Origin of the sequence: Paenibacillus zeisoli (assembly GCF_003994465.1) — a bacterium.
GTDB classification, from domain to species: Bacteria; Bacillota; Bacilli; order Paenibacillales; family Paenibacillaceae; genus Fontibacillus; species Fontibacillus zeisoli.
On sequence record NZ_RZNX01000005.1, the window covers coordinates 1 to 21048 of the forward strand.

A 21048-nucleotide genomic window follows, 5' to 3' on the forward strand; every position below is an offset into this window, starting at 1 on the left:
GTCGGTGCCCGGCGCGGCTGTGCCTGCCGGGCAGCACGAGCGGCACGCCGCGGCAGGCGGCCCCGCGGCGGCGGTAAGCCCGGCGGCCGCAGGCCCTGCGGCGCTGCCGGATGTGCCCACGGCGGCTGCAGAGCCTGCCGCCGCGATTAAGGAGACGCTCAAGAGCATGCTCATGCAGGTGCTTGATTCAAGTGACCTGCCACCGCAGCTGCAGGATACCGCGAAGCAGCTGGTGAACCAGCTTACCGGACAGCAGCTATTGATGAACACCGATCGCACGGCTCCTTTTGCCCAGATGACGATGTTCCTGCCGTTTACCGGCCCGGACGGGGATCAGACGGCTTCCGTGCATATCCAGTCCAGACGCGGCAAGCGTGGGGAACTGGACGCCTCGAACTGCCGGCTATGGTTCGATCTGCAAATGAAGCACCTTGGCCAGGTCATGGTGGATGTTCAGGTTGCTGACAAGAAGGTCATCCTGAAGATACACAGTGAGCAGGAGATGGTAGGTGCTTTTATTGAAAACAGGCAGGAAGAGATCAAAGACGCCATCGAATCGGCTGGGTATAGGTTGTTGTCCTTGAAAGCAGAACCGATGGATACCTCATCCAAGAGGCCAGGGGCGGACAGCGTACCGCCACTTTATGTTCCCCCGGCTTATAAAGGAGTAGATTTCCGGATATGAAGGAGAAGTTTGAAGAACGGAATCTTTCTATGAAACGGGCCGTGGCTTTGAAATATGAGCCTTCGGAGCATGAAGCACCGGTCATTGCGGCCAAAGGGACGGGCCATCTGGCGGAACGGATTTTGGAGAAAGCGAAAGAGCACGGTATCCCGGTTCAGGAGGATGCTGCCCTGGTGGAGGTGCTATCTAAGCTAGATCTGGATCAGCAGATCCCGCCGGAGCTGTATGCTTTGGTAGCTGAAATACTCAGCTTCATCTACCGGTCGGACCGGGCTGCAGAGAAGGGACTCAGCCGTGGAGAATGAACTGAGGAGCAAAGGCAAATATAAGGATTTGCGGAAGGAAAGGGGGAGCTTTGCTGAGAATGAGGCGGCTTCCTATTTAATGAATAAGGGTTACCGGATTATTCAGCGGAACTGGCGCTGTCGAAGCGGCGAGATTGATATCATCGCCGAACTTGGCCGGGTAATCGTCTTTGTGGAGGTTCGCAGCCGCAGCAGCAGATCGCTGTCTTATGGGACTGCAATGGAATCGGTCACTCCCCGTAAAGTAAGCCAGGTTAGATCAACAGCTGCCGTGTATCTTCATAGCAGGAATTGTTCTGATGCGATCGTGAGGTTCGATGTTATCGCTGTTCTGCTGGGACATGACGGACGAGTTGAATCCATGGAGCATGTGGAAAATGCCTTTTAACAAAATATATTTTTATTAAGGAGCTGGTTGCTATGTTCACAACGCTTAAATCGTTTGAGGAATCTTGGAAACATGAAAGTGCAATGACTGAGAGCATTCTGGATGTGTTGACAGATGAATCCTTGTCCCAGGCTATTGTCCCAAATCATCGGACTTTAGGGCGGATTGCATGGCATATCGTCACTACGCTGCACGAGATGTTATCACGGACAGGTCTTGTGTTCGAAGCCCCGCATGAGGATGCACCTGTTCCAGCCACAGCGAGCGCTATTGCTGAAAGCTACCGTCAAGCCAGCAAGGCATTGAGTGAAGCCATTAGGCAGCAGTGGACCGACAGCACCCTGGCAGAGACGAACGAGATGTATGGCGACACATGGCCTAAAGGGCTCACACTTACGGTGCTGATCCGCCATCAGATCCATCACCGGGGACAGATGACGGTATTGATGCGTCAGGCAGGCCTTCCGGTTCCAGGCGTTTACGGGCCTTCCCTGGAAGAATGGAGTTCCATTGGAATGGAACCACCTGTGGTGTGATCTTTTATTAAGCAGGTTACATAACGAGGTACCTAAGAGACTCTAAAGAAGCTTATAGCTTTAGGGTCTCTTTTTTTGCTTATAACCTTCTTTCACTGGATAAGCCTGCTTTATCCCGGAATCCCAAGAGAGGTGTTATGAAAGGCATCGTTTATTTAATAAGAGCATCATAATTAATAGTATTTTGTTTCTTATAGTCTGCCAAAAGGGAATCTCCAAATGCATTCATTTCAGAAGATTCATTAATTTTCTTTTCCTCGATTAACTTTATACCGAGCTTACCGAGGAAGATTTCTTTTTCATATTCATATCTAGTTTCTTTGCTTTTCCAAAATTGTTCTTTTGTCAAACCTGTTATTTTTATTCGGTTTTTCATAAGTTCTTTGATTAGTTCGTTTCCTTTATCTGTGTCTGGATTGTCTATAGCCTCCTGATTTCGAGAAACTTCCTCACTGATCTCTTCTTCTGAAACAGTTATACCTAGTGTTTTAGCATAATTTACTGCAAGCTCTTCTTTAACCAGATTGTCTATAAGATCACTATCATTTAACTTAGACTGGGAGGTAATTCCTTGCTGGTTACTTGTGAGTTCACCTGTTAATTCATAATTTCTCTTATAAAACTTAAATTGTTTTTGACTGATTTCGATGTTCTTACCTATAACTAATTTAGGCATTGAGTCTTGTGGTTCATCAAGGCTCTTTTTTAAGTCGGCAAATTCTCGTTTTATCGTTTCCTTAGGAACCCACACATCATTTGAACCGGAGTAAATGATTGAAGAGGTGATTGCAGTAATAATTAGGGATGCGGTAAGTGCAAAGATGTATCTTATCTTCATATAACTCATCTCCTATTTGTTATGTATTTCTTGTACACCGTGCTTCCATTAGTTCAGTTGGCAATATGAGAGGGAACAAACCTTGGAATTTCAACACTTATCGAAAATGGAACTTTGCTATATATCCAATCATGCAAGTTGCTAGTAATCCAATTTTATCAATTATTCTCATTTATTGGTATATGTTGTGGTTAAATAATTTAGAGAGCCTTCGATTAACAAGTTAGTATGCCTGATGACAAATTCTGAATGCTATTGTCAGTAAGGGATTAAGGTTACTAGGTGGGCGAAAGAGCGATTTTGGGTACTGACGTCCTCTCTTCTTTTACATCACCGATCTTCCGACTTAATGCAGGCCTGCTACCCGAGCTACCCCATCAAATCCCGGCTGCGGCGGTCCAACTGCCTATACTGTATCGCCTCCGCCACATGAGAGGAAGTGATCTCATCAGAATCGTCTATATCTGCAATAGTCCGCGCCAATTTCAAAATACGGTCATAGGCTCTCATGCTCAATCCAAGAGCTTCGAAGGTGGCCCTCATCAATGTCTCGGCTTCCCCATTCAGCTGCGTGAACCGGCGCAGGGTTCTTCCTGACAACTCACTGTTCCAGGAGATGTTATAACTCTTGTAGCGCTCCTGCTGCCGCACCTGTGCCGCCTGGACTTTCTCACTCATGGCTGCCGATGTGAGAGGAGCTGGGTCATGAGGCCAATCCGCGGGCCGGGGGACTTCAACCTGCAGGTCAATCCGGTCAAGCAGGGGACCGGATATTTTGTCACGGTAGCGCATAATGCGGCCTGGACCGCAGGTGCACAGCGGGAGCGGAGGCTCGGCACCCAAGTATCCGCACGGACATGGATTCATCGAGGCCGCCAGAATGAAATGAGCCGGGAAGGTAAATGCCGCCCTAGTTCGGCTTATGGTTACAGCGCGATCTTCAAGTGGCTGCCTCAGTACTTCTAGGGCCCCGCGTGAGAACTCAGGCAGCTCGTCTAGAAATAGGATTCCCTTATGAGCAAGGCTGACCTCACCGGGTTTAGGAATGGTTCCTCCGCCAACGATGCCTGCTGCTGAGATTGTATGGTGTGGTGACCGAAAGGGTCTGGCACGAATAAGGCCGGCCTCCGGCTCCTTTAGTTTACCGGCAGCACTGAAGATCTTTGTAACTTCAAGAGATTCATCCTGGGACAGAGGTGGGAGAATAGTGGGTAGACGGCGGATAAGCATAGTTTTGCCGGTTCCCGGAGGGCCAATCAAAATGATGTTGTGCATGCCAGCGGCAGCGATCGTGAGAGCACGCTTTACATGCAACTGGCCGAGGACATCGCTGTAATCTTCTTGTGCGGCGGAGAAGTGATTCACCAATTTCTCCTTGGCAGTGGGCTCTATTTTCAAGTGGTGGAATGAACCGATATGAAGGGGACCTCCTTGAGAACCCTTTGACAGTTCGGCTTCAGGTGCAAGCTCTTTCAGATGGCTCAGTCCATATACTTTCACTCCATCAAGGAGGAGAGCTTCTTCCGCATTGCACTTTGGAAGCAGAACGGAGGTGAAGCCTTGTCTTCTCGCTAAATCTACCATGGATAGTACGCCAGACACGGGGCGCAGCCCGCCTTCGAGGGACAGCTCTCCTATGATCAGCATTTTCTCCTCATCAGGCAAAGTAATCTGTCCACTAGCGGTCAGAAGTCCCAGGGCAATAGCCAGGTCAAAGGCAGAGCCTTCCTTCCTTAAGTCTGCGGGAGCCAGATTAATCGTGATTCTCTGAATGGGGAAGGTATACCCGCAGTTTTTGATGGCTGAGCGCACTCGCTCTATGGACTCCCTGACGGCTGAGTCGGGCAGACCAATAATCGAAGTCTGCGGAATTCCGCTGGACAGATCCACTTCTACCTCGATCATTACACCGTCTATCCCATACAAGCACGAGCTGAACAATTTTCCATACATAACAAAAAAACACCCTTTCACTTTGGATTATTGGCATGCTAGCCAGGTACCGTGAGGAAAAAGGTGCTTCCTTATACATTCCTTCATATTCAAGACAGTATGATTAATTATTGGATGATTCTTCTAATAAGTCAAGCTGGGCATGATGTTTTTTGATAACTAACGTTCCCGCTGCTTTATCGTGAAGAGCTGAGTCTATTGTACTATGGATTAGAGAGGCGGGGTAGAAAAGTTTTCCAAATCCTAGTGAGAAGAAATGAATCATTCTCATCCCGCGATGAAAACGATATCAAAAAAAGTGTAGAATTACCGAACTTTTTAAGGAAAGCGTTTTAAAAACATGATACAATATTGTGGGTTTGAAATTATATGGAATTTCTTATACCCTTAATAACCGCCCGTTGATAGGAGGATTCTAGAATGAATATCCATGAATATCAAGGAAAAGAAGTCCTGAAGCAATATGGAGTGACCGTTCCGCAAGGACGGGTGGCATTTACGGTGGATGAAGCCGTGGAAGCAGCCGAAGCACTGGGCAGCCCAGTGGTCGTGGTGAAGGCTCAAATACATGCTGGTGGCCGCGGTAAGGCTGGCGGCGTCAAAGTAGCGAAGAATTTGGATGAAGTTCGTAACTATGCAAATGAAATCCTTGGCAAAGTACTGGTAACGCACCAGACTGGGCCAGAAGGCAAAGAAGTGAAACGCCTGCTGATCGAGCAGGGTTGTGACATCCGTAAGGAATATTACGTCGGTGTGGTTGTTGATCGTGCAACCGGACGTGTCGTGCTTATGGCTTCTGAGGAAGGCGGCACGGAGATTGAAGAAGTTGCGGCAGCAACGCCAGAGAAAATTTTCAAAGAAGTGGTGGATCCGGCTGTTGGGCTTCAAGTATTTCAGGCCCGCAGATTAGCATACGCGATCAACATTCCGAACGAACTGGTGAACAAAGCTGTAAAATTCATGCTGGCCCTATATACCGCTTTCATTGAGAAGGACTGCTCTATTGCAGAGATTAATCCGCTTGTAGTTACAGGAGATGGCGAAGTTATGGCGCTGGATGCCAAGCTTAACTTTGACTCCAATGCACTGTTCCGCCATAAGGATATTCTTGAACTTCGCGATCTGGAAGAAGAGGATGCGAAGGAGATTGAAGCGTCCAAATTTGATCTCAGCTACATCGCTCTTGATGGGAATATCGGCTGTATGGTTAACGGAGCTGGCCTTGCCATGGCTACAATGGATATTATCAAATACTATGGCGGCGACCCTGCCAACTTCCTCGACGTAGGGGGCGGTGCAACAGCAGAGAAAGTAACCGAAGCGTTCAAGATTATTCTGTCCGACAGCAAAGTTAAGGGTATCTTCGTTAATATATTCGGTGGAATCATGCGTTGTGATGTTATCGCTGAAGGGATTGTTGAAGCGGCTAAACAGGTTTCACTGGATCGTCCGCTCGTGGTTCGACTTGAAGGAACAAATGTCGAACTAGGTAAGAATATCTTGGCTGAATCGGGACTTGCTATTGTCTCTGCGGATTCCATGGCTGATGGTGCCCGCAAGATCGTAGAGCTCGTATCATAATACGGAATTTAGAAGGAGGCTTTGGATATGAGTATTTTGGTCGATAAAAATACGAAAGTCACCACCTCAGGTATTACGGGAGCAACCGGACTGTATCATACAAGAGGCGGGCTTGAATATGGCACGCAAATGGTCGGAGGTGTGACTCCGGGCAAAGGCGGTACAAGTATTGACATTACACTTGAGAACGGCGAGACCGTAACTCTGCCGATCTTCAACTCGATTCGTGAAGCCAAAGAAGCAACGGGTGCCACTGCACACGTCATCTATGTTCCGCCAGCTTATGCTGCGGACTCCATTATGGAAGCTGTGGATGCAGAGATGGAGCTTGTTATCTGTATTACAGAAGGTATTCCTGTACTGGATATGGTGAAAGTGAAACGCTACATGGAAGGCAAGAACACCGTACTGATCGGACCGAACTGTCCAGGAGTAATCACACCAGGCGAATGCAAAATCGGGATCATGCCAGGGTATATCCATACCCCAGGTCATGTGGGAGTTGTCTCCCGTAGTGGTACGCTTACCTATGAAGCGGTTCATCAATTGACGACTCGCGGTATTGGCCAGTCTTCTGCCGTGGGTATCGGCGGTGACCCGGTGAAAGGCTCCGAATTCATCGACATTCTATCTAGATTTAACGAAGATCCGGATACTCATGCCGTAATTATGATCGGTGAAATTGGCGGGACGGCCGAAGAAGAAGCGGCAGAATGGGTACGTGATAACATGAAAAAGCCAGTCGTTGGCTTTATTGGCGGCGTAACTGCTCCTCCAGGCAAACGTATGGGTCATGCGGGTGCGATTATTTCCGGTGGTAAAGGTACAGCCAAAGAAAAGATCGCCAAGCTTGAATCCTGCGGCATTAAAGTAGCTCCAACTCCAGCCGAAATGGGCTCAACGCTGGTGACTGTACTTGAAGAGCGCGGCATTCTTAGCCAGTGTACGACACATTAAGACAATCCTGTCCAATGTGTAATTTGAATTAGAATTGAACTTCCAATATATGCTATACTTTGTCTAAAGGTAAGCAACCTTCTTTCTCGATGACGGGAAGAAGGTTGCTTTTTTTGTTGCCCATATTTGGTGAACCAATGCTTATAGCTGTTTTAGTTCGGGAGCGAATCAATAGGTCTGGTGTGTTAATTAAAAAGGAGGAGTAAAAATTGGATATGATGAAGAGGAGAGTACTGATTGGACTTCACGAGAGCCCTGGGATCGGGTGGAAGAGCATAGAGCGAATTCTTGAAACGGGCAGCTGGGAGAATGCTGCCGAGTTTACAGCTTCAGACTGGGTGGACTGTGGCCTAACCGAGTCGCAAGCGATCAAAATGGCAGGTCCATTCACCGAGACCTGGCTGGAGCAAAGAGAGGAATTAATTCATAGAAAAGGGATACAAGTGATAACCCGTCTGGACGAGGATTATCCTCTATTAATGAAGGAAACCGTTCGCCCTCCCTGGGTAATGTACCTAATTGGACACAGGAGTCTGCTGACTTCGTTCTCGATTGCAATGGTTGGCACAAGAGTGCCTACAGCCTATGGGCGGAAAGTTGCAGAGCTGCTAACCGCTGAATTGTGCAGGCACAATGTGACTATTGTGAGCGGGATGGCTAGAGGGATTGATGGGGTCTGTCATGAAGCAGCCCTCCGCTGTGGTGGAGCAACGATCGCAGTACTTGGCACCGCAATTGATACAGCGTATCCTTCTGAGCATACGGCGTTATACCGTCAGATTTCTGCTGATGGGCTTATAGTGTCAGAATACCCTATCGGAACACCTGCACATCCGGGGCTATTTCCTCAGCGTAACCGGATTATTGCCGGACTTACCCGAGGGACACTGGTGGTTGAAGCTGATGTCCGGAGCGGCTCGCTAATTACTGCGGATTCAGCCATGGAAGCCAACCGGGATGTGTTCGCCGTTCCTGGACAGATAACCTCTCCAAAGAGCAGCGGCACCCTTGGCTTAATTAAGCAGGGGGCTAAGCTTGTGACCTCGGCAGAGGATATTTTAGAAGAGTACGGGGTTGCGATGGTTCAAGACACATCCATGAAAGAAATATCGTCAGAAGGAAACAAGTTGACAGAACAGGAGCAGCACATATACCATATGTTGGAGCAGAGCACCCTAAGCTTTGATGGACTGCTCTCAAGAACCGGATGGGATTTTGGACTTTTGCATTCAGTTCTGTTATCTTTAATCATAAAAAAGCAGGTCGTGCAATTACCTGGTTCTATTTACAAAATAATATAGTTCAGACACTGGCTAGATGAGTGACAAATCAAACTATAAATGCATTGCTAAAGTATACTGTAAAGTGTTTTGAGAGGAGGATGAACCTATGGCGGATTCACTAGTTATTGTCGAGTCTCCAGCGAAAGCGAAGACGATCGGCAAATATCTGGGCAGTAAATATATCGTGAAAGCGTCTATGGGTCACATTCGCGATTTGCCCAAGAGTCAAATTGGCGTTGAGGTTGAGAATGACTTCAATCCCAAATATATAACCATCCGCGGCAAGGGTTCTATATTGAAGGAACTGAAAAGTGCGAGCAAAAAAGTGAAGAATATTTATCTGGCGGCTGACCCCGATCGTGAAGGAGAGGCGATTGCCTGGCATCTGGCCCATCTGCTCGATGTAGATGCCAGCAAGAGCTGCCGAGTTGTGTTTAACGAGATTACCAAGGATGCGGTTAAGGATGCCTTCAAGACGCCCCGCAAAATTAATATGGATCTGGTTAATGCCCAGCAGGCTAGGCGTATACTAGACCGGTTGGTAGGATACAAAATCAGTCCTCTTTTATGGAAAAAGGTCAAGAAAGGATTGTCCGCCGGGCGTGTTCAATCTGTGGCGGTCAAGATTATACTCGACCGGGAGAACGAAATTTCTGAGTTTGTTCCGGAAGAATATTGGAGCATTACAGCTGCATTAAAGATTGAAGATACCTCATTCGAGGCTAAATTCCATAGGCTTAAGGGCGAGAAGATGGAGCTGCCAAATGAAGGCGCAGTCAAGCAGGTATTACAGGCGATAGAAGGAGCTTCATTCAAGGTCAGTGAGGTAAAGGAGAAGGAACGTCTTCGCCATCCTTCGGCTCCGTTCACAACGAGCTCGATGCAGCAGGAAGCTGCGAGAAAGCTAAATTTCCGAGCGGCCAAGACCATGTCAGTGGCTCAGCAGTTATACGAGGGCGTAGAACTTGGCAAGGAAGGTACCGTGGGTCTGATCACCTACATGCGTACAGACTCTACACGAATTGCTGTTTCTGCACAAGAAGAGGCAAAGGCCTACATTCTTGATAAATATGGCGATAAATTTGTGCCTGAATCACCGCGCCAATACTCCAAGAAAGCAGCCAATGCCCAGGAGGCTCACGAAGCCATTCGTCCAACTTCTGCGCTGCGCGATCCTGATTCTATTAAATCTTTCCTGAGCAGGGACCAATATAGACTCTATAAGCTGGTATGGGAACGGTTCATGGCCAGCCAGATGGCTTCTGCCGTTCTGGATACGCTTTCTGTGGATATTGCTGCTGGAGATGCGACTTTCCGGGCAGTAGGATCCAAGGTAAGATTTCATGGTTTCATGAAGGTCTACGTGGAAGGAAATGACGATGGAACAACAGATGACGACAAATTCCTCCCTCCACTGAAGACAGGGAATGTGCTGGAGACTGATCATATTGATCCGAAGCAGCATTTTACCCAGCCGCCTCCAAGGTACACAGAGGCCCGTCTGGTCAAGACGTTGGAAGAGCTTGGAATAGGACGCCCGAGTACGTATGCGCCAACTCTGGAGACCATCCAAAAACGTGGTTACGTAGCTATCGAAGAGAAGAAATTCATGCCTACGGAGCTTGGCGAACTGGTAATTGAACAAATGGAGCAGTTCTTCCCTGAAATTCTTGATGTGGAATTTACCGCACATATGGAAGGTGATCTTGACCATGTCGAGGAAGGCGAGGAAGACTGGGTCAAAGTGCTGAGTGAATTTTACGAGTCCTTCGAGAAGCGCCTTGAGGTAGCGGAAGAAGAGATGAAAGAAATTGAGATCGAGGATGAAGTCTCTGATGAGATTTGTGAGAAATGCGGCAAGCCGCTTGTCTACAAGCTCGGAAGATTTGGTAAATTCCTGGCTTGTTCGGGCTTCCCGGACTGCCGAAATACGAAGCCGATTATCAAGGATATTGGTGTGACCTGTCCGAAATGTAAAGAAGGGCATGTGGTGGAACGCCGCAGCAAAAAAGGGCGGGTATTCTACGGATGTGATCGTTATCCGGAATGCGATTTTGTATCTTGGGATAAGCCATCACCCAAGCCTTGTCCACAGTGTGGTTCTCTGCTGATTGAGAAACGCAATAAGCAAGGGACGAAGCTTCAGTGCACGGGGTGCGACTATACAGAAGCAGTTGAAGAAAATGACGACGATGCATCCGAGTGAACATTCATTTCTGAATGGCTTGGCAATATTGTAGGAGGTTATGAAATTGACAGATCAGGCAAGGGTTACCGTAATCGGAGCAGGTCTGGCAGGCAGTGAAGCAGCCTGGCAGATTGCAAGCCGCGGTATCCCGGTGACTTTATATGAAATGCGGCCGGTTGTGAAGACACCTGCGCACCATACCGACAAGTTCGCTGAATTGGTGTGCAGCAACTCACTTCGGGCGAACGGTCTTACCAATGCGGTGGGTGTTCTGAAAGAAGAAATGCGTAGGCTTAACTCCCTCGTACTTAGTTCAGCAGATAAGAACGCAGTTCCGGCTGGAGGAGCTCTCGCGGTAGACCGTGACGGGTTCTCCGGAGATATTACGCGAACACTTCACGAGCACCCTTTGGTTACCGTAGTTAATGAAGAATTAACGGAGATCCCTACTGAGGGGATCGTTGTCATTGCTACCGGCCCTCTAACCTCACCAGCGCTATCCGAACAAATTAAAGGGCTGACGGGTGAAGAATACTTCTACTTCTATGATGCGGCTGCTCCCATTGTTGAGAAAGACTCCATAGACATGGAGAAAGTGTATCTGGCTTCCCGGTATGACAAAGGTGAGGCCGCTTACCTTAACTGTCCGATGACCGAGCAAGAATTCGATGCCTTCTATGAGGCTCTGATTACTGCAGAAGTTGCCCAGGTAAAAGAGTTTGAGAAGGAAATCTATTTCGAGGGCTGCATGCCGATCGAAATTATGATGAGACGCGGCAAGCAGACTGCCTTGTTCGGACCGATGAAGCCGGTTGGTCTGAAGAATCCGCACACCGGAACACTGCCGCATGCGGTAGTTCAGCTGCGCCAGGATAATGCTGCTGGAACCTTGTATAACCTGGTCGGCTTCCAGACCCATTTGAAATGGGGAGAGCAGAAGCGGGTCTTCTCCATGATTCCGGGCCTGGAGAACGCAGAATTTGTTCGTTACGGAGTAATGCATCGTAATACGTTCATTAATTCTCCTACTCTGCTTGAGCCTACATATCAGACCAAGAAGCGTCCGAAGCTGTTTTTTGCAGGTCAAATGACTGGGGTAGAAGGCTATGTAGAGTCGGCGGCCTCAGGGCTGATTGCCGGAATTAATGCTGCGAGAGCAGCTAGGGAGCAGGAAGGCATTGTGTTCCCGGAGGATACCACCCTTGGAAGTATGGCCCGTTATATTACAACGGCTGATTTCAAACATTTTCAACCTATGAATGCGAACTTTGGACTTTTCCCTAAGCTAGAAGAGAGGTACAGGAAGAAAAGTGAGAAGAATGAGGCCCTTGCCCGGCGTGCGCTGAGCAGTCTCGAGAAGTTCATAAACAGTGAGTCTATATAACAACAACCAGTTGCCGTCCTAACTCATAGGGCGGTGTATCTGTTTTCAGTCTTGAAAATATATGTTCAATCATAAAGTAAGATGAGGTGATATCCATGGAAATGTCTTTTCATGCAACAACAATTTGTGCAGTTCGCCATAATGGCAAGGGAGCTATCGCAGGGGATGGTCAGGTAACCTTTGGTGAGAGTGTCATCATGAAGCAGACGGCTAAGAAGGTAAGAAGATTGTACAGAGGTCAGGTAGTTGCTGGATTTGCCGGATCCGTAGCGGATGCTATTACTTTGTTTGAGAAATTTGAGGGCAAGCTTGAAGAGCATCATGGGAATCTTCAGCGGGCAGCTGTTGAACTGGCTAAGGATTGGCGCCAAGACAGGGTGCTGCGCAAATTGGAAGCCCTGATGATTGTTATGGATAAGACGGGCATGCTGCTCATTTCGGGCCGAGGAGAGATTATTGAACCGGATGACGATGTCCTGGCCATTGGCTCAGGTGGTAACTTTGCCTTGTCGGCAGCCAGAGCACTCAAGCGTCATGCTTCCAACCTGGATGCGAAGGATATGGCCAGAGAGTCGCTGAAGGTAGCCTCTGAGATCTGTGTATACACGAACGGGAATATTATCGTAGAAGAACTGTAAGTAGATATAGAGAGCCAAGGAGGGACTTTAGATGACGAATCAGGCATTAACCCCCAGACAGATTGTTGCTGAGCTGGACAAATACATTGTGGGACAAAAGCAGGCAAAGAAATCGGTAGCTGTCGCGCTGCGTAATCGTTACCGCCGTAATCTTCTTGGCGACGAGGTCCGCGATGAAATTGTACCAAAGAATATCTTGATGATGGGTCCAACGGGTGTGGGAAAGACTGAAATTGCACGCAGGTTAGCCAAGCTGGTTGGTGCCCCTTTTGTCAAAGTCGAGGCTACAAAGTTCACAGAAGTAGGATATGTGGGTCGAGATGTAGAATCTATGGTTCGCGATCTGGTAGAGACTGCTATCCGCATGGTGAAGCAGGAACGTACAGAGAAAGTGAAGGATAAAGCCGAGGAGCTTGCCAATGAGCGTCTTGTTCACATTCTTGTCCCTTCTCCTAGCAAGAACAAGAGTCAGCGCAATCCTTTTGAAATGCTGTTCGGAAATCAGAATCAGGGCGCAAACCAGGTAAATGAAGATAACGCAGAGCAGGACAGCGAAATTACAGAGAAACGCCGGAAAGTAAGATTCAATCTGCTTGCCGGGCAGCTTGAGAATGAGACTGTAGAAATCGATGTAGAGGACAACGCGCCGAATATGCTCGACATGTTCGCCGGGCAGGGGAACGATCAGCTTGGGATGAATATGCAGGAGATGTTCGGAAGCTTCATGCCTAAGCGGACGAAGAGACGGAAGCTTACCGTAAAGGAAGCGCGTAAAGTGCTAATTCAGGAAGAGGCTAACAAGCTGATTGATCACGATGATGTCGTGCAGGAGTCAATCAGCAGAGCGGAGCAGTCCGGAATTATCTTTATCGATGAGATTGATAAAGTAGCGAGCCGGGGTCAAGGCTCCGGTCCCGATGTATCAAGAGAAGGGGTACAGCGCGATATCCTTCCGATTGTTGAAGGTTCAACCATAATGACCAAATATGGTCCGGTGAAGACCGACTATGTTCTGTTTATTGCCGCAGGGGCTTTTCATGTGGCTAAGCCATCGGATTTGATCCCTGAGCTGCAAGGCCGTTTTCCCATCCGCGTTGAACTCAGCAGTCTGACTTTAGAGGATTTTGTGTCGATATTAACGGAACCGCAGAATGCCTTAACCAAACAGTATATCGATCTTCTGCGTACAGAAGATATTGAAATTGAATTCTCAAGCGAAGCCATTCGAGAGATTGCCAATATTGCCGCAGCTGTGAATGCGAACACAGAGAACATAGGTGCCAGAAGACTGCACACTATACTCGAGAAACTGCTTGAGGATTTGTCTTTTGAGGCTCCCGAGCTCACGCTTGATAAAATGGTGATCACCCCACAATATGTAATCGAAAAGCTGGGTGATATTGCCAAGAACCGGGACTTAAGCCAATATATCTTATAGAATGAAGTAAATGAAGTTAGTTACCGACCAAGGTCCTGCTTTCCGGGACTTAAGGGTCGGTTTTTCTTTTGCCGAAATACCAAGGAATCTGAATGTCGATTTTTAGCGGTTTTGAAAGAAAGAAATTAGATTTTAGCTATAATTATAATAAATTACCAAATTTTTTAAAAAAATAGGGCTTTTTTCTCATTGTATTATAGGCCATTCTCTACGAAACTTAGGATATATGACATTATTAGTGTTTTTGCTATAATAGGCCAATGGAAAGAGATAGAAAGTAGAAAAAAATGTCGAAATTAGAGGATTTTTAGCGTAAGATATGGAAAGATGTATTACAGAATAATTAGGTCATATTTCATCTTTTTGGGGGGCATGGATGTGCAGTTATTAAATGGGGTAGGGTTTGATAGATTGGAAGGCGCATTGAAGGCTGCAAACACCAGACAAAGCGTCATTGCCAACAATATCGCGAATGTGGACACTCCATATTTTAAAAGATCAGAAGTTTCTTTCGAGAGCTTGCTGCAAAGTCAGGTAGAAGACGGTACAATAGTACTCCGGGGCAGGCAAACAGACCCCAAGCACTTTGCTATTGGGCCCGTTAATAACGTTCCAGATACATTGATAACCACAGATCAATCTACTGCCATGAACAACAATATGAACAATGTTGATATAGACTCCGAGATGTCGTCACTAGCAGAGAATCAACTTAGATATAACGCCTATATTGAGCAGATGAACAGCCGTATCAAAATGATGCGGACTGCAGTAGAAGGGAGAGCTTAAATTTGAGACTTAACAGCAGCTTTGATATTAGTTCTTCAGCACTAACTGCTCAAAGGCTTCGGATGGATGTGATCTCTTCTAACATTGCCAATGCAGAAACAACACGGGCTAAAGTGGAGAACGGACAGGCCGTTCCGTATCGACGGAAAATGGTAGTATTGAGTCCAAACGAAACCGAGTTCGGCAAGATGCTGAATTCAGCAGTAAGCGGGCAACCATCGGCTGGCCAGGGAGTGAAGGTTAGTGCGATCCAAGAAGATCAGACGGCTTTCAAGCCAGTATATAATCCTACGAGTCCTGATGCTGATAAAGACGGCTATGTATATATGCCAAATGTAGATGTGCTTAAAGAAATGGTGGACATGATCTCGGCAACCCGTTCTTATGAAGCTAACGTTACAGCATTGAACGCATCTAAATCTATGGAATCCAAAGCGCTGCAAATAGGGAAATAGACCAAATAGAACAGGTAAGGAGAGTGTCTTATGATTCAAAGTACAGTCGCAAGTGCGATAAAACCACTTGAATTGGTTCAAAACCAAGTCAAATCAACACCAGCCACCCCGTCAGAGACGGTCAAAGACTTTGGCTCTTTCCTCAAGGACGCTATTGACGGTGTCGCAAACCAGGAACAGAACGCCCAAAAAATGGGAGAAAAGTATTTAACCGGTCAGGTTGATATGGATCAAGTCATGGTCGCTTCTGAACAGGCTTTATTGAGTTTGCAGCTCACTTCGCAAGTCCGGAACAAGGTAATCGAAGCTTACCAGGAGATTATGCGAACGCAAATGTAATTCAATTTAGCAAAAGTTTCGGATGAGGTGACGATGTGAATGAGAGAATTGCCCAGTACAGAGAAAGAATAAGCCAGTACTGGAACCATTTTACGAAAAAACAAAAAACTTTATTAATATCCACCGTATCTATCATTCTGCTTGCCATCATTCTCTTAACAATGCAGTTCTCCAAGACACAATACGAAGTAGCTTTTACTAATCTGGATTCTACGGATGCTGCCGGAATTATTAACTATCTGGAAACGGGTAATATTCCATACCAATTAAGTGCAGATGGAAAAAGCATCTCGGTACCAAGTACACAGGCTGCCAGAGCAAAAGTAGATGTGGGTTCCCAGGGGATTGTTAAGAATGGCTCAATTGGTTTCGCGGGAACGTTCGGTACAACGTCTTCTCCAATTGGAATGACAGATAACGAATTTAATGTGAAGTACAAGACAGCCCTCAACGGGGAAGTAGAGCAGCTGCTTACAAATATGCAGGGTGTCAGTGGAGCGAAGGTGCTCATTAATCTGCCTGCTGAGAATGTATTTGCAAGTCCAGATGAGCAGGAGAAGGCTTCGGCCTCCGTGGTTCTGAGCTTCAAACCGGGATTTCGTCCTGATCAAGGCGCGATTGATGGATACTATAATCTGATTAAAACTGCTGTGCCAAATCTTCCAGTCGAGAATATTACGATCCAAAGCAGTGATGACAGTGAGTTACTTGCAACGGGAAAGAACGGAGGAAAGGCGGGAAGTCTAACCGGTGCTGTATCGGAGAATATGACACTTCAGAAGAAGTTCGAGAACGATGTGCGTCAGAGTGTCCAACAATTTCTCTCCAGGCTGACTGGCCCGGACAAGATAAATGTACTGGTAGCCTCCAAACTCAATTTCGATCAGGTAAGCCAGAAAGAAAACCTGGTAACGCCGGTTGATACTGAGAACATGAAAGGGATTGAGATCAGCGCTCAAAAGATCCAAAAAAGCTATACAGGTAAAGGAACACCTGCCAGCGGTGGAGTATCAGGTACAGGTCAAACGGATGTGCCTGGTTATCCGGGATCTACTTCTTCTTCGGACACCTCATCGGATGAAAGTACTTCTACAATCAACTACGAGGTCAACCGAATTAGCAAGGAAATTGTGCAAAGTCCCTATACAGTAAAAGATTTAACCATAAACGTGATGGTTGAACCACCTGCGGGAAAAAATTCTTTGGATCAGCCTACACAGGATGCTATCCAGAATGTGTTGAAGAACATTGTAGCTTCATATCTAGCGGATTCTGGCACTACTTATACGGATACTGACTTGGCTAAGAAAGTTTCGGTATTCTCCCAAGCCTTCCAGACAGACAGTGCATCACAAAGTGGTCTGAGCTTAGCCAGTCCGATGGTCTGGGGAATCGGTGCAGCGCTTCTGCTGGCCGGAGCGGGTATCGGATACTTAATTTATCGGCGCCGCCGCAATCAAGATGAAGAGATCGAAGAAGATGTTCCTCTGGCCATGCCAACAGAGTTTCCATCCATTAACCTGGATTCGATTACTAATGAAAATCAAGTACGCAAGCAGCTGGAAACGTTGGCTAAGAAAAAACCGGATGAGTTCGTTAACCTTCTTCGGACTTGGCTGGCTGATGAATAGAGGTGAACGTAGTGTCTAAAGGACTTAATCAAGGATTGAGCGGCCGGCAAAAAGCAGCACTCCTGCTAATCTCGCTTGGACCAGAGGTCTCAGCTCAAATATTCAAGCATCTTCGTGATGACGAGATCGAACAGCTTACATTAGAAATTGCCAACGTTCGCAATGTAAATAGTTCTGAGAAAGAAATGATTCTGGCCGAGTTTCATCAAATTTGTATGGCTCAGGAGTATATTTCTCAAGGCGGTATCAACTACGCCAAAGAAATATTGGAGAAAGCCCTGGGTACACAGAAGGCATTCGATATTATCAACAGACTGACGGCTACGCTGCAGGTGAGACCTTTCGATTTTGCCCGCAAGGCTGATCCGAATCAGATTCTAAACTTTATTCAGAACGAGAACGCCCAAACCATAGCGTTAGTGCTGTCTTACCTTCAATTTGAACAAGCGGCAGTCATTCTGTCTTCCCTGCCTCAAGAGAAGCAGGCGGAAGTTGCTAGAAGAATTGCAGTCATGGACAGCACTTCTCCTGAGGTTATCTCTCAGGTAGAGAGAGTACTAGAGCAGAAGCTATCCGCTACAGTAACTCAGGACTACACAAGTGCTGGTGGTATCGAGTCGATTGTGCAAATCCTGAACGGTGTAGACCGGGGAACAGAGCGCACCATTCTCGATTCACTCGAAATTCAGGATCCGGAGCTTGCCGAAGAGATCAAGAAGCGGATGTTTGTGTTCGAGGATATTGTCAATGTGGACAATCGTTCGATCCAACGTATCATCCGGGATATCGAGAATGCGGACCTCCAGCTTGCGCTTAAGGTGGCGAGTGAAGAAGTTCGTGAAGCTGTTTTCCGCAACATGTCAAAGCGGATGTCCGATACCTTCAAAGAAGAAATGGAATACATGGGTCCTGTAAGGCTTCGTGATGTAGAGGAAGCTCAGACCCGAATTGTTGCAACGATCCGCAGACTGGAAGAATCCGGTGAAATTATAATTGCCCGCGGCGGAGGAGATGACATCATTGTCTAATCTGATCAAATCTACTCAATACGTTCCTGTTGAGATGCTGAAACAACTGGATTTGTCCAAACACTATCCTTCTAACGCAGATCATGAATCTGGAGATCAGCAGCCATATTCCTATGCAGCTGAGCAAAACCGCTTGAAGAGCGAAGAGGCTGAAGAGACCAGACGTCAGATGCTTAGCGATGCGAAAGATTTTGCTGAGAGGCAGGTTAGGGAAGCTTCGGAAGAAGCGGAACGAATCCTAGCTGATGCCAGAGAGCAAATCGAACAGTGGTGGCAGGAGCGAAGAGAGCAGGATGAACATCTGATCGAGGCTGTGAAATCCGAAGGGTTCAATCAGGGTTACGAGGAAGGCAAGGATGAAGCACTTCGTACGCTTCAGACTGAGATTGATGAGATGATGCAGGAAGCCACTGCAGTACTTGAACAAGCATATAAGGCTAAAGACCAGATTATACAGGAGGCTGAACCATTTCTGGTGGATCTAAGTACTTCTATAGCTGAGAAAGTAATAGAACGTCAGCTTAGTCTGGAGCCCGAGTACACGCTTGATTTAATTAAACGCAACTTGGCGAGAAAGCGAGACCAAAGCATTTTAACGCTTTGTGTGGCTCCATCCCAATTCAACTTTGTGCAGGGAGCAAGAGAAGAACTGAGTCTAGTGATTGATTCACAGGCAGAGCTTCAGATTATTCCCGATTCAACCGTGAAGGATCGTGGGTGTGTGATTCGTTCTTCTTTTGGCAGTGTTGATGCAAGAATTGACACTCAGCTTACTGAGATTAAAAAGGAATTAATGCGGATTTCACTGCAGGGCGAAGAACGGGGACAGCACTATGAAGAAGCTTGATTCTGAACGATATGTGGAGCATCTGCGGCATCTTGATCCTGTCAGAGTCAATGGAAAGGTTACGCAGGTCATTGGCCTGATGGTGGAATCCGAAGGACCGGATGCAAGCATAGGAGATGTCTGCTATATCTATCCAACAAAGTCCTCGGTTCCTCTGCAAGCTGAAGTCGTTGGATTTAGAGATAACAAAGTTCTGCTGATGCCTCTCGGAGAGCTTCACTCCATAGGACCAGGCTGTGATGTAGTCGGAACCGGAAAGCCGCTTAGTGTGCAGGTGGGCTCAGAGCTTTTGGGTAAGGTTCTGGATGGACTCGGCCAGCCTCTGGACGGATCCATGCTGCCATCCCGGATGGGTCATTACTCAACTTACAGTAAGCCGGTGAATCCGCTAAGCAAACCGAGGGTCAAAGATCCAATAAGTATTGGCGTACGGGCTATAGACGGGCTTCTGACTATAGGTAAGGGACAGCGTGTGGGTATTTTTGCCGGATCAGGCGTAGGGAAAAGTACCTTGATGGGGATGATCGCTAGAAATACCTCTGCGGACGTGAACGTTATTGCCTTGATCGGAGAGCGCGGACGCGAAGTGCTGGACTTCATCGAAAGGGATCTGGGTCCTGAAGGCTTGGAGAGATCGGTAGTCATCGTTGCCACGTCTGACCAGCCGGCACTCATTCGGATGAAAGGGGCACTGATAGCCACTACGATCGCGGAGTATTTCCGGGACAGAGGCATGAATGTCATGCTGATGATGGACTCGGTAACCCGGTATGCCATGGCTCTACGTGAGGTTGGACTTGCAGTAGGCGAGCCCCCTGCTATGAGAGGATATACGCCTTCCGTGTTCGCGGCGCTGCCTAAGCTGCTGGAACGGGCTGGGACAGGCCCGGTGGGTTCGATCACCGCCTTTTATACCGTTCTGGTCGATGGTGACGATATGAATGAGCCGATTGCGGATGCGGTTAGAGGGATTCTGGACGGTCACATTGTACTTAACCGGAATATTGCGAACAAGGGGCATTTTCCTGCGATTGATATTCTTGCGAGTATCAGCCGGGTTATGAAAGATATTGCTCCGGAGGATCAAATAGAAGCTGCAGATAACTTGAAACGCTTAATGTCCGTATATAAGGATTCCGAGGATTTGATTAATATTGGAGCCTACCAAAGAGGGTCGAATCCAGAGATCGATGAGTCCATTGAGGCGATCCAGCGGATATGGAATTTCACCAAACAGAAGGTTCACGAGAAAGTGACGCTTGAGGAATCTAAAGAGTATTTGATTTCAGAGTTTATGGGGAGCTGACCTTAGAGAATGAAATTCAAGTATATGTATCAAAAAGTGGTCGATTTGAAATCGAATGAGAAGACTCAAGCGGAATGGATGCTTTCTGCAGCAATAGGTGAACTGCAAGCCGAGCAGCGCACGCTCGAGAACTTGATTGAAGACAAAGCCAGAGCGAGTGCAGCGATGCTCTCTGAGGGTGCCTCATCCATGCTTAGACTTCAAGAGCTTCAACGCTATGTTGATCATTTGGATCGCTGCATCAAAAGCAAGCTTGGAGATATTGAAAGTGCTGAGATGAATGTGGAACACAAGCAATCCCAGCTGAGTACAAGAATGCTGGATGAGAAGGTTTGGTTGAAAGCGAAAGAAAAAGCAAAAGCAGGCTTTGAGCAGCAAATACTTCTCCGCGAACAAAATGAACTGGATGAGATGGCTACGATCCGGTTTGCCATGAAGGCCCAAAGAGCATAGAAGGGCAGGCAGTTTTGAGGTAAAGG

Annotated in this window: 20 protein-coding genes and 1 pseudogene; 19 read left to right on the forward strand and 2 right to left on the reverse strand. The window is 47.3% G+C overall.

Annotated features, from left to right (window positions below; genetic code table 11):
* From EJP77_RS20690 to EJP77_RS12790, 4 genes and pseudogenes are all read left to right on the forward strand, one after another.
* Window positions 1-685: pseudogene (locus EJP77_RS20690) on the forward strand (flagellar hook-length control protein FliK); the annotation flags it as partial.
* Window positions 682-990: an EscU/YscU/HrcU family type III secretion system export apparatus switch protein gene (locus EJP77_RS12780; RefSeq protein WP_127199641.1), complete on the forward strand. Its 309-nt coding sequence runs from the start codon at window positions 682-684 to the stop codon at window positions 988-990. The pseudogene EJP77_RS20690 and the gene EJP77_RS12780, both read left to right, overlap by 4 nt.
* Window positions 980-1378 (forward strand): YraN family protein, encoded by a 399-nt coding sequence (locus EJP77_RS12785; RefSeq protein ID WP_127199642.1) that lies wholly within the window; start codon window positions 980-982, stop codon window positions 1376-1378. Before EJP77_RS12780 ends, EJP77_RS12785 begins: the two co-directional genes overlap by 11 nt.
* Window positions 1379-1410: 32 nt before the next feature.
* On the forward strand, window positions 1411-1914 hold the full coding sequence (locus EJP77_RS12790) for a DinB family protein (RefSeq protein ID WP_127199643.1): 504 nt from the start codon (window positions 1411-1413) through the stop codon (window positions 1912-1914).
* 151 nt (window positions 1915-2065) lie between these two features.
* On the opposite strand, the gene EJP77_RS12795 is transcribed toward EJP77_RS12790, so the two are convergent.
* Window positions 2066-2752 carry a hypothetical protein gene (locus tag EJP77_RS12795; protein ID WP_127199644.1) on the reverse strand — a complete coding sequence of 229 codons (687 nt, stop codon included), beginning with the start codon at window positions 2750-2752 and terminating at the stop codon, window positions 2066-2068.
* A gap of 369 nt (window positions 2753-3121) precedes the next feature.
* The gene (locus tag EJP77_RS12800; RefSeq protein ID WP_127199645.1) at window positions 3122-4705 is read right to left on the reverse strand and encodes a YifB family Mg chelatase-like AAA ATPase; all 1584 of its coding nucleotides are present in this window, start codon (window positions 4703-4705) and stop codon (window positions 3122-3124) included.
* Between the two features lie 420 nt (window positions 4706-5125).
* Between EJP77_RS12800 and sucC the strand changes: the two genes are divergently transcribed.
* The 15 genes from sucC (at window position 5126) to fliJ (ending at window position 21022) form a co-directional block, all read left to right on the forward strand.
* Window positions 5126-6286: an ADP-forming succinate--CoA ligase subunit beta gene (gene sucC, locus EJP77_RS12805; RefSeq protein ID WP_127199646.1), complete on the forward strand. Its 1161-nt coding sequence runs from the start codon at window positions 5126-5128 to the stop codon at window positions 6284-6286.
* 27 nt (window positions 6287-6313) lie between these two features.
* On the forward strand, window positions 6314-7243 hold the full coding sequence (gene sucD / locus EJP77_RS12810) for a succinate--CoA ligase subunit alpha (RefSeq protein ID WP_127199647.1): 930 nt from the start codon (window positions 6314-6316) through the stop codon (window positions 7241-7243).
* A 215-nt stretch (window positions 7244-7458) separates the two neighbouring features.
* Window positions 7459-8544, forward strand: a complete 1086-nt coding sequence (dprA, locus tag EJP77_RS12815; RefSeq protein ID WP_127199648.1) for a DNA-processing protein DprA — start codon at window positions 7459-7461, stop codon at window positions 8542-8544.
* A gap of 88 nt (window positions 8545-8632) precedes the next feature.
* Window positions 8633-10732 (forward strand): type I DNA topoisomerase, encoded by a 2100-nt coding sequence (gene topA / locus EJP77_RS12820; RefSeq protein WP_127199649.1) that lies wholly within the window; start codon window positions 8633-8635, stop codon window positions 10730-10732.
* Window positions 10733-10772: 40 nt separating this feature from the next.
* The gene (trmFO, locus tag EJP77_RS12825; RefSeq protein ID WP_425464240.1) at window positions 10773-12098 is read left to right on the forward strand and encodes a methylenetetrahydrofolate--tRNA-(uracil(54)-C(5))-methyltransferase (FADH(2)-oxidizing) TrmFO; all 1326 of its coding nucleotides are present in this window, start codon (window positions 10773-10775) and stop codon (window positions 12096-12098) included.
* Between the two features lie 95 nt (window positions 12099-12193).
* Window positions 12194-12736 (forward strand): ATP-dependent protease subunit HslV, encoded by a 543-nt coding sequence (gene hslV, locus EJP77_RS12830; protein WP_127199650.1) that lies wholly within the window; start codon window positions 12194-12196, stop codon window positions 12734-12736.
* Window positions 12737-12767: 31 nt separating this feature from the next.
* A complete protein-coding gene (hslU, locus tag EJP77_RS12835; protein WP_127199651.1) occupies window positions 12768-14174 on the forward strand; it encodes an ATP-dependent protease ATPase subunit HslU in 1407 nt (468 codons plus the stop codon).
* 378 nt (window positions 14175-14552) lie between these two features.
* Window positions 14553-14963 carry a flagellar basal body rod protein FlgB gene (gene flgB / locus EJP77_RS12840; protein ID WP_127199652.1) on the forward strand — a complete coding sequence of 137 codons (411 nt, stop codon included), beginning with the start codon at window positions 14553-14555 and terminating at the stop codon, window positions 14961-14963.
* A gap of 2 nt (window positions 14964-14965) precedes the next feature.
* Entirely contained in the window at window positions 14966-15418 is a 453-nt protein-coding gene (gene flgC / locus EJP77_RS12845; protein ID WP_127199653.1) for a flagellar basal body rod protein FlgC, read from the forward strand.
* A gap of 30 nt (window positions 15419-15448) precedes the next feature.
* Window positions 15449-15757 (forward strand): flagellar hook-basal body complex protein FliE, encoded by a 309-nt coding sequence (gene fliE, locus EJP77_RS12850; RefSeq protein WP_127199654.1) that lies wholly within the window; start codon window positions 15449-15451, stop codon window positions 15755-15757.
* Window positions 15758-15792: 35 nt separating this feature from the next.
* Window positions 15793-17388 carry a flagellar basal-body MS-ring/collar protein FliF gene (gene fliF, locus EJP77_RS12855; RefSeq protein ID WP_127199655.1) on the forward strand — a complete coding sequence of 532 codons (1596 nt, stop codon included), beginning with the start codon at window positions 15793-15795 and terminating at the stop codon, window positions 17386-17388.
* 11 nt (window positions 17389-17399) lie between these two features.
* A complete protein-coding gene (gene fliG, locus EJP77_RS12860; RefSeq protein WP_127199656.1) occupies window positions 17400-18416 on the forward strand; it encodes a flagellar motor switch protein FliG in 1017 nt (338 codons plus the stop codon).
* Window positions 18409-19263 (forward strand): FliH/SctL family protein, encoded by an 855-nt coding sequence (locus tag EJP77_RS12865; RefSeq protein WP_127199657.1) that lies wholly within the window; start codon window positions 18409-18411, stop codon window positions 19261-19263. The genes fliG and EJP77_RS12865 overlap by 8 nt, the downstream gene beginning before the upstream one ends.
* Window positions 19250-20569: a flagellar protein export ATPase FliI gene (fliI, locus tag EJP77_RS12870; protein ID WP_127199658.1), complete on the forward strand. Its 1320-nt coding sequence runs from the start codon at window positions 19250-19252 to the stop codon at window positions 20567-20569. The genes EJP77_RS12865 and fliI overlap by 14 nt, the downstream gene beginning before the upstream one ends.
* A 9-nt stretch (window positions 20570-20578) precedes the next feature.
* A complete protein-coding gene (gene fliJ / locus EJP77_RS12875; protein ID WP_127199659.1) occupies window positions 20579-21022 on the forward strand; it encodes a flagellar export protein FliJ in 444 nt (147 codons plus the stop codon).
* Window positions 21023-21048 lie beyond the last annotated feature (26 nt).

Bases quoted from the DNA above. Each gene is read 5' to 3' on its own strand.
- trmFO (WP_425464240.1), top strand. From the start codon at position 10,773: ATGAAATTGACAGATCAGGCAAGGGTTACCGTAATCGGAGCAGGTCTG.
- EJP77_RS12780 (WP_127199641.1), top strand. From the start codon at position 682: ATGAAGGAGAAGTTTGAAGAACGGAATCTTTCTATGAAACGGGCCGTG.
- hslU (WP_127199651.1), top strand. From the start codon at position 12,768: ATGACGAATCAGGCATTAACCCCCAGACAGATTGTTGCTGAGCTGGAC.
- hslV (WP_127199650.1), top strand. From the start codon at position 12,194: ATGGAAATGTCTTTTCATGCAACAACAATTTGTGCAGTTCGCCATAAT.
- EJP77_RS12790 (WP_127199643.1), top strand. From the start codon at position 1,411: ATGTTCACAACGCTTAAATCGTTTGAGGAATCTTGGAAACATGAAAGT.
- topA (WP_127199649.1), top strand. From the start codon at position 8,633: ATGGCGGATTCACTAGTTATTGTCGAGTCTCCAGCGAAAGCGAAGACG.
- sucD (WP_127199647.1), top strand. From the start codon at position 6,314: ATGAGTATTTTGGTCGATAAAAATACGAAAGTCACCACCTCAGGTATT.
- EJP77_RS12795 (WP_127199644.1), bottom strand. From the start codon at position 2,752: ATGAAGATAAGATACATCTTTGCACTTACCGCATCCCTAATTATTACT.
- fliJ (WP_127199659.1), top strand. From the start codon at position 20,579: ATGAAATTCAAGTATATGTATCAAAAAGTGGTCGATTTGAAATCGAAT.
- dprA (WP_127199648.1), top strand. From the start codon at position 7,459: ATGATGAAGAGGAGAGTACTGATTGGACTTCACGAGAGCCCTGGGATC.
- sucC (WP_127199646.1), top strand. From the start codon at position 5,126: ATGAATATCCATGAATATCAAGGAAAAGAAGTCCTGAAGCAATATGGA.
- fliE (WP_127199654.1), top strand. From the start codon at position 15,449: ATGATTCAAAGTACAGTCGCAAGTGCGATAAAACCACTTGAATTGGTT.
- fliI (WP_127199658.1), top strand. From the start codon at position 19,250: ATGAAGAAGCTTGATTCTGAACGATATGTGGAGCATCTGCGGCATCTT.
- EJP77_RS12800 (WP_127199645.1), bottom strand. From the start codon at position 4,705: ATGTATGGAAAATTGTTCAGCTCGTGCTTGTATGGGATAGACGGTGTA.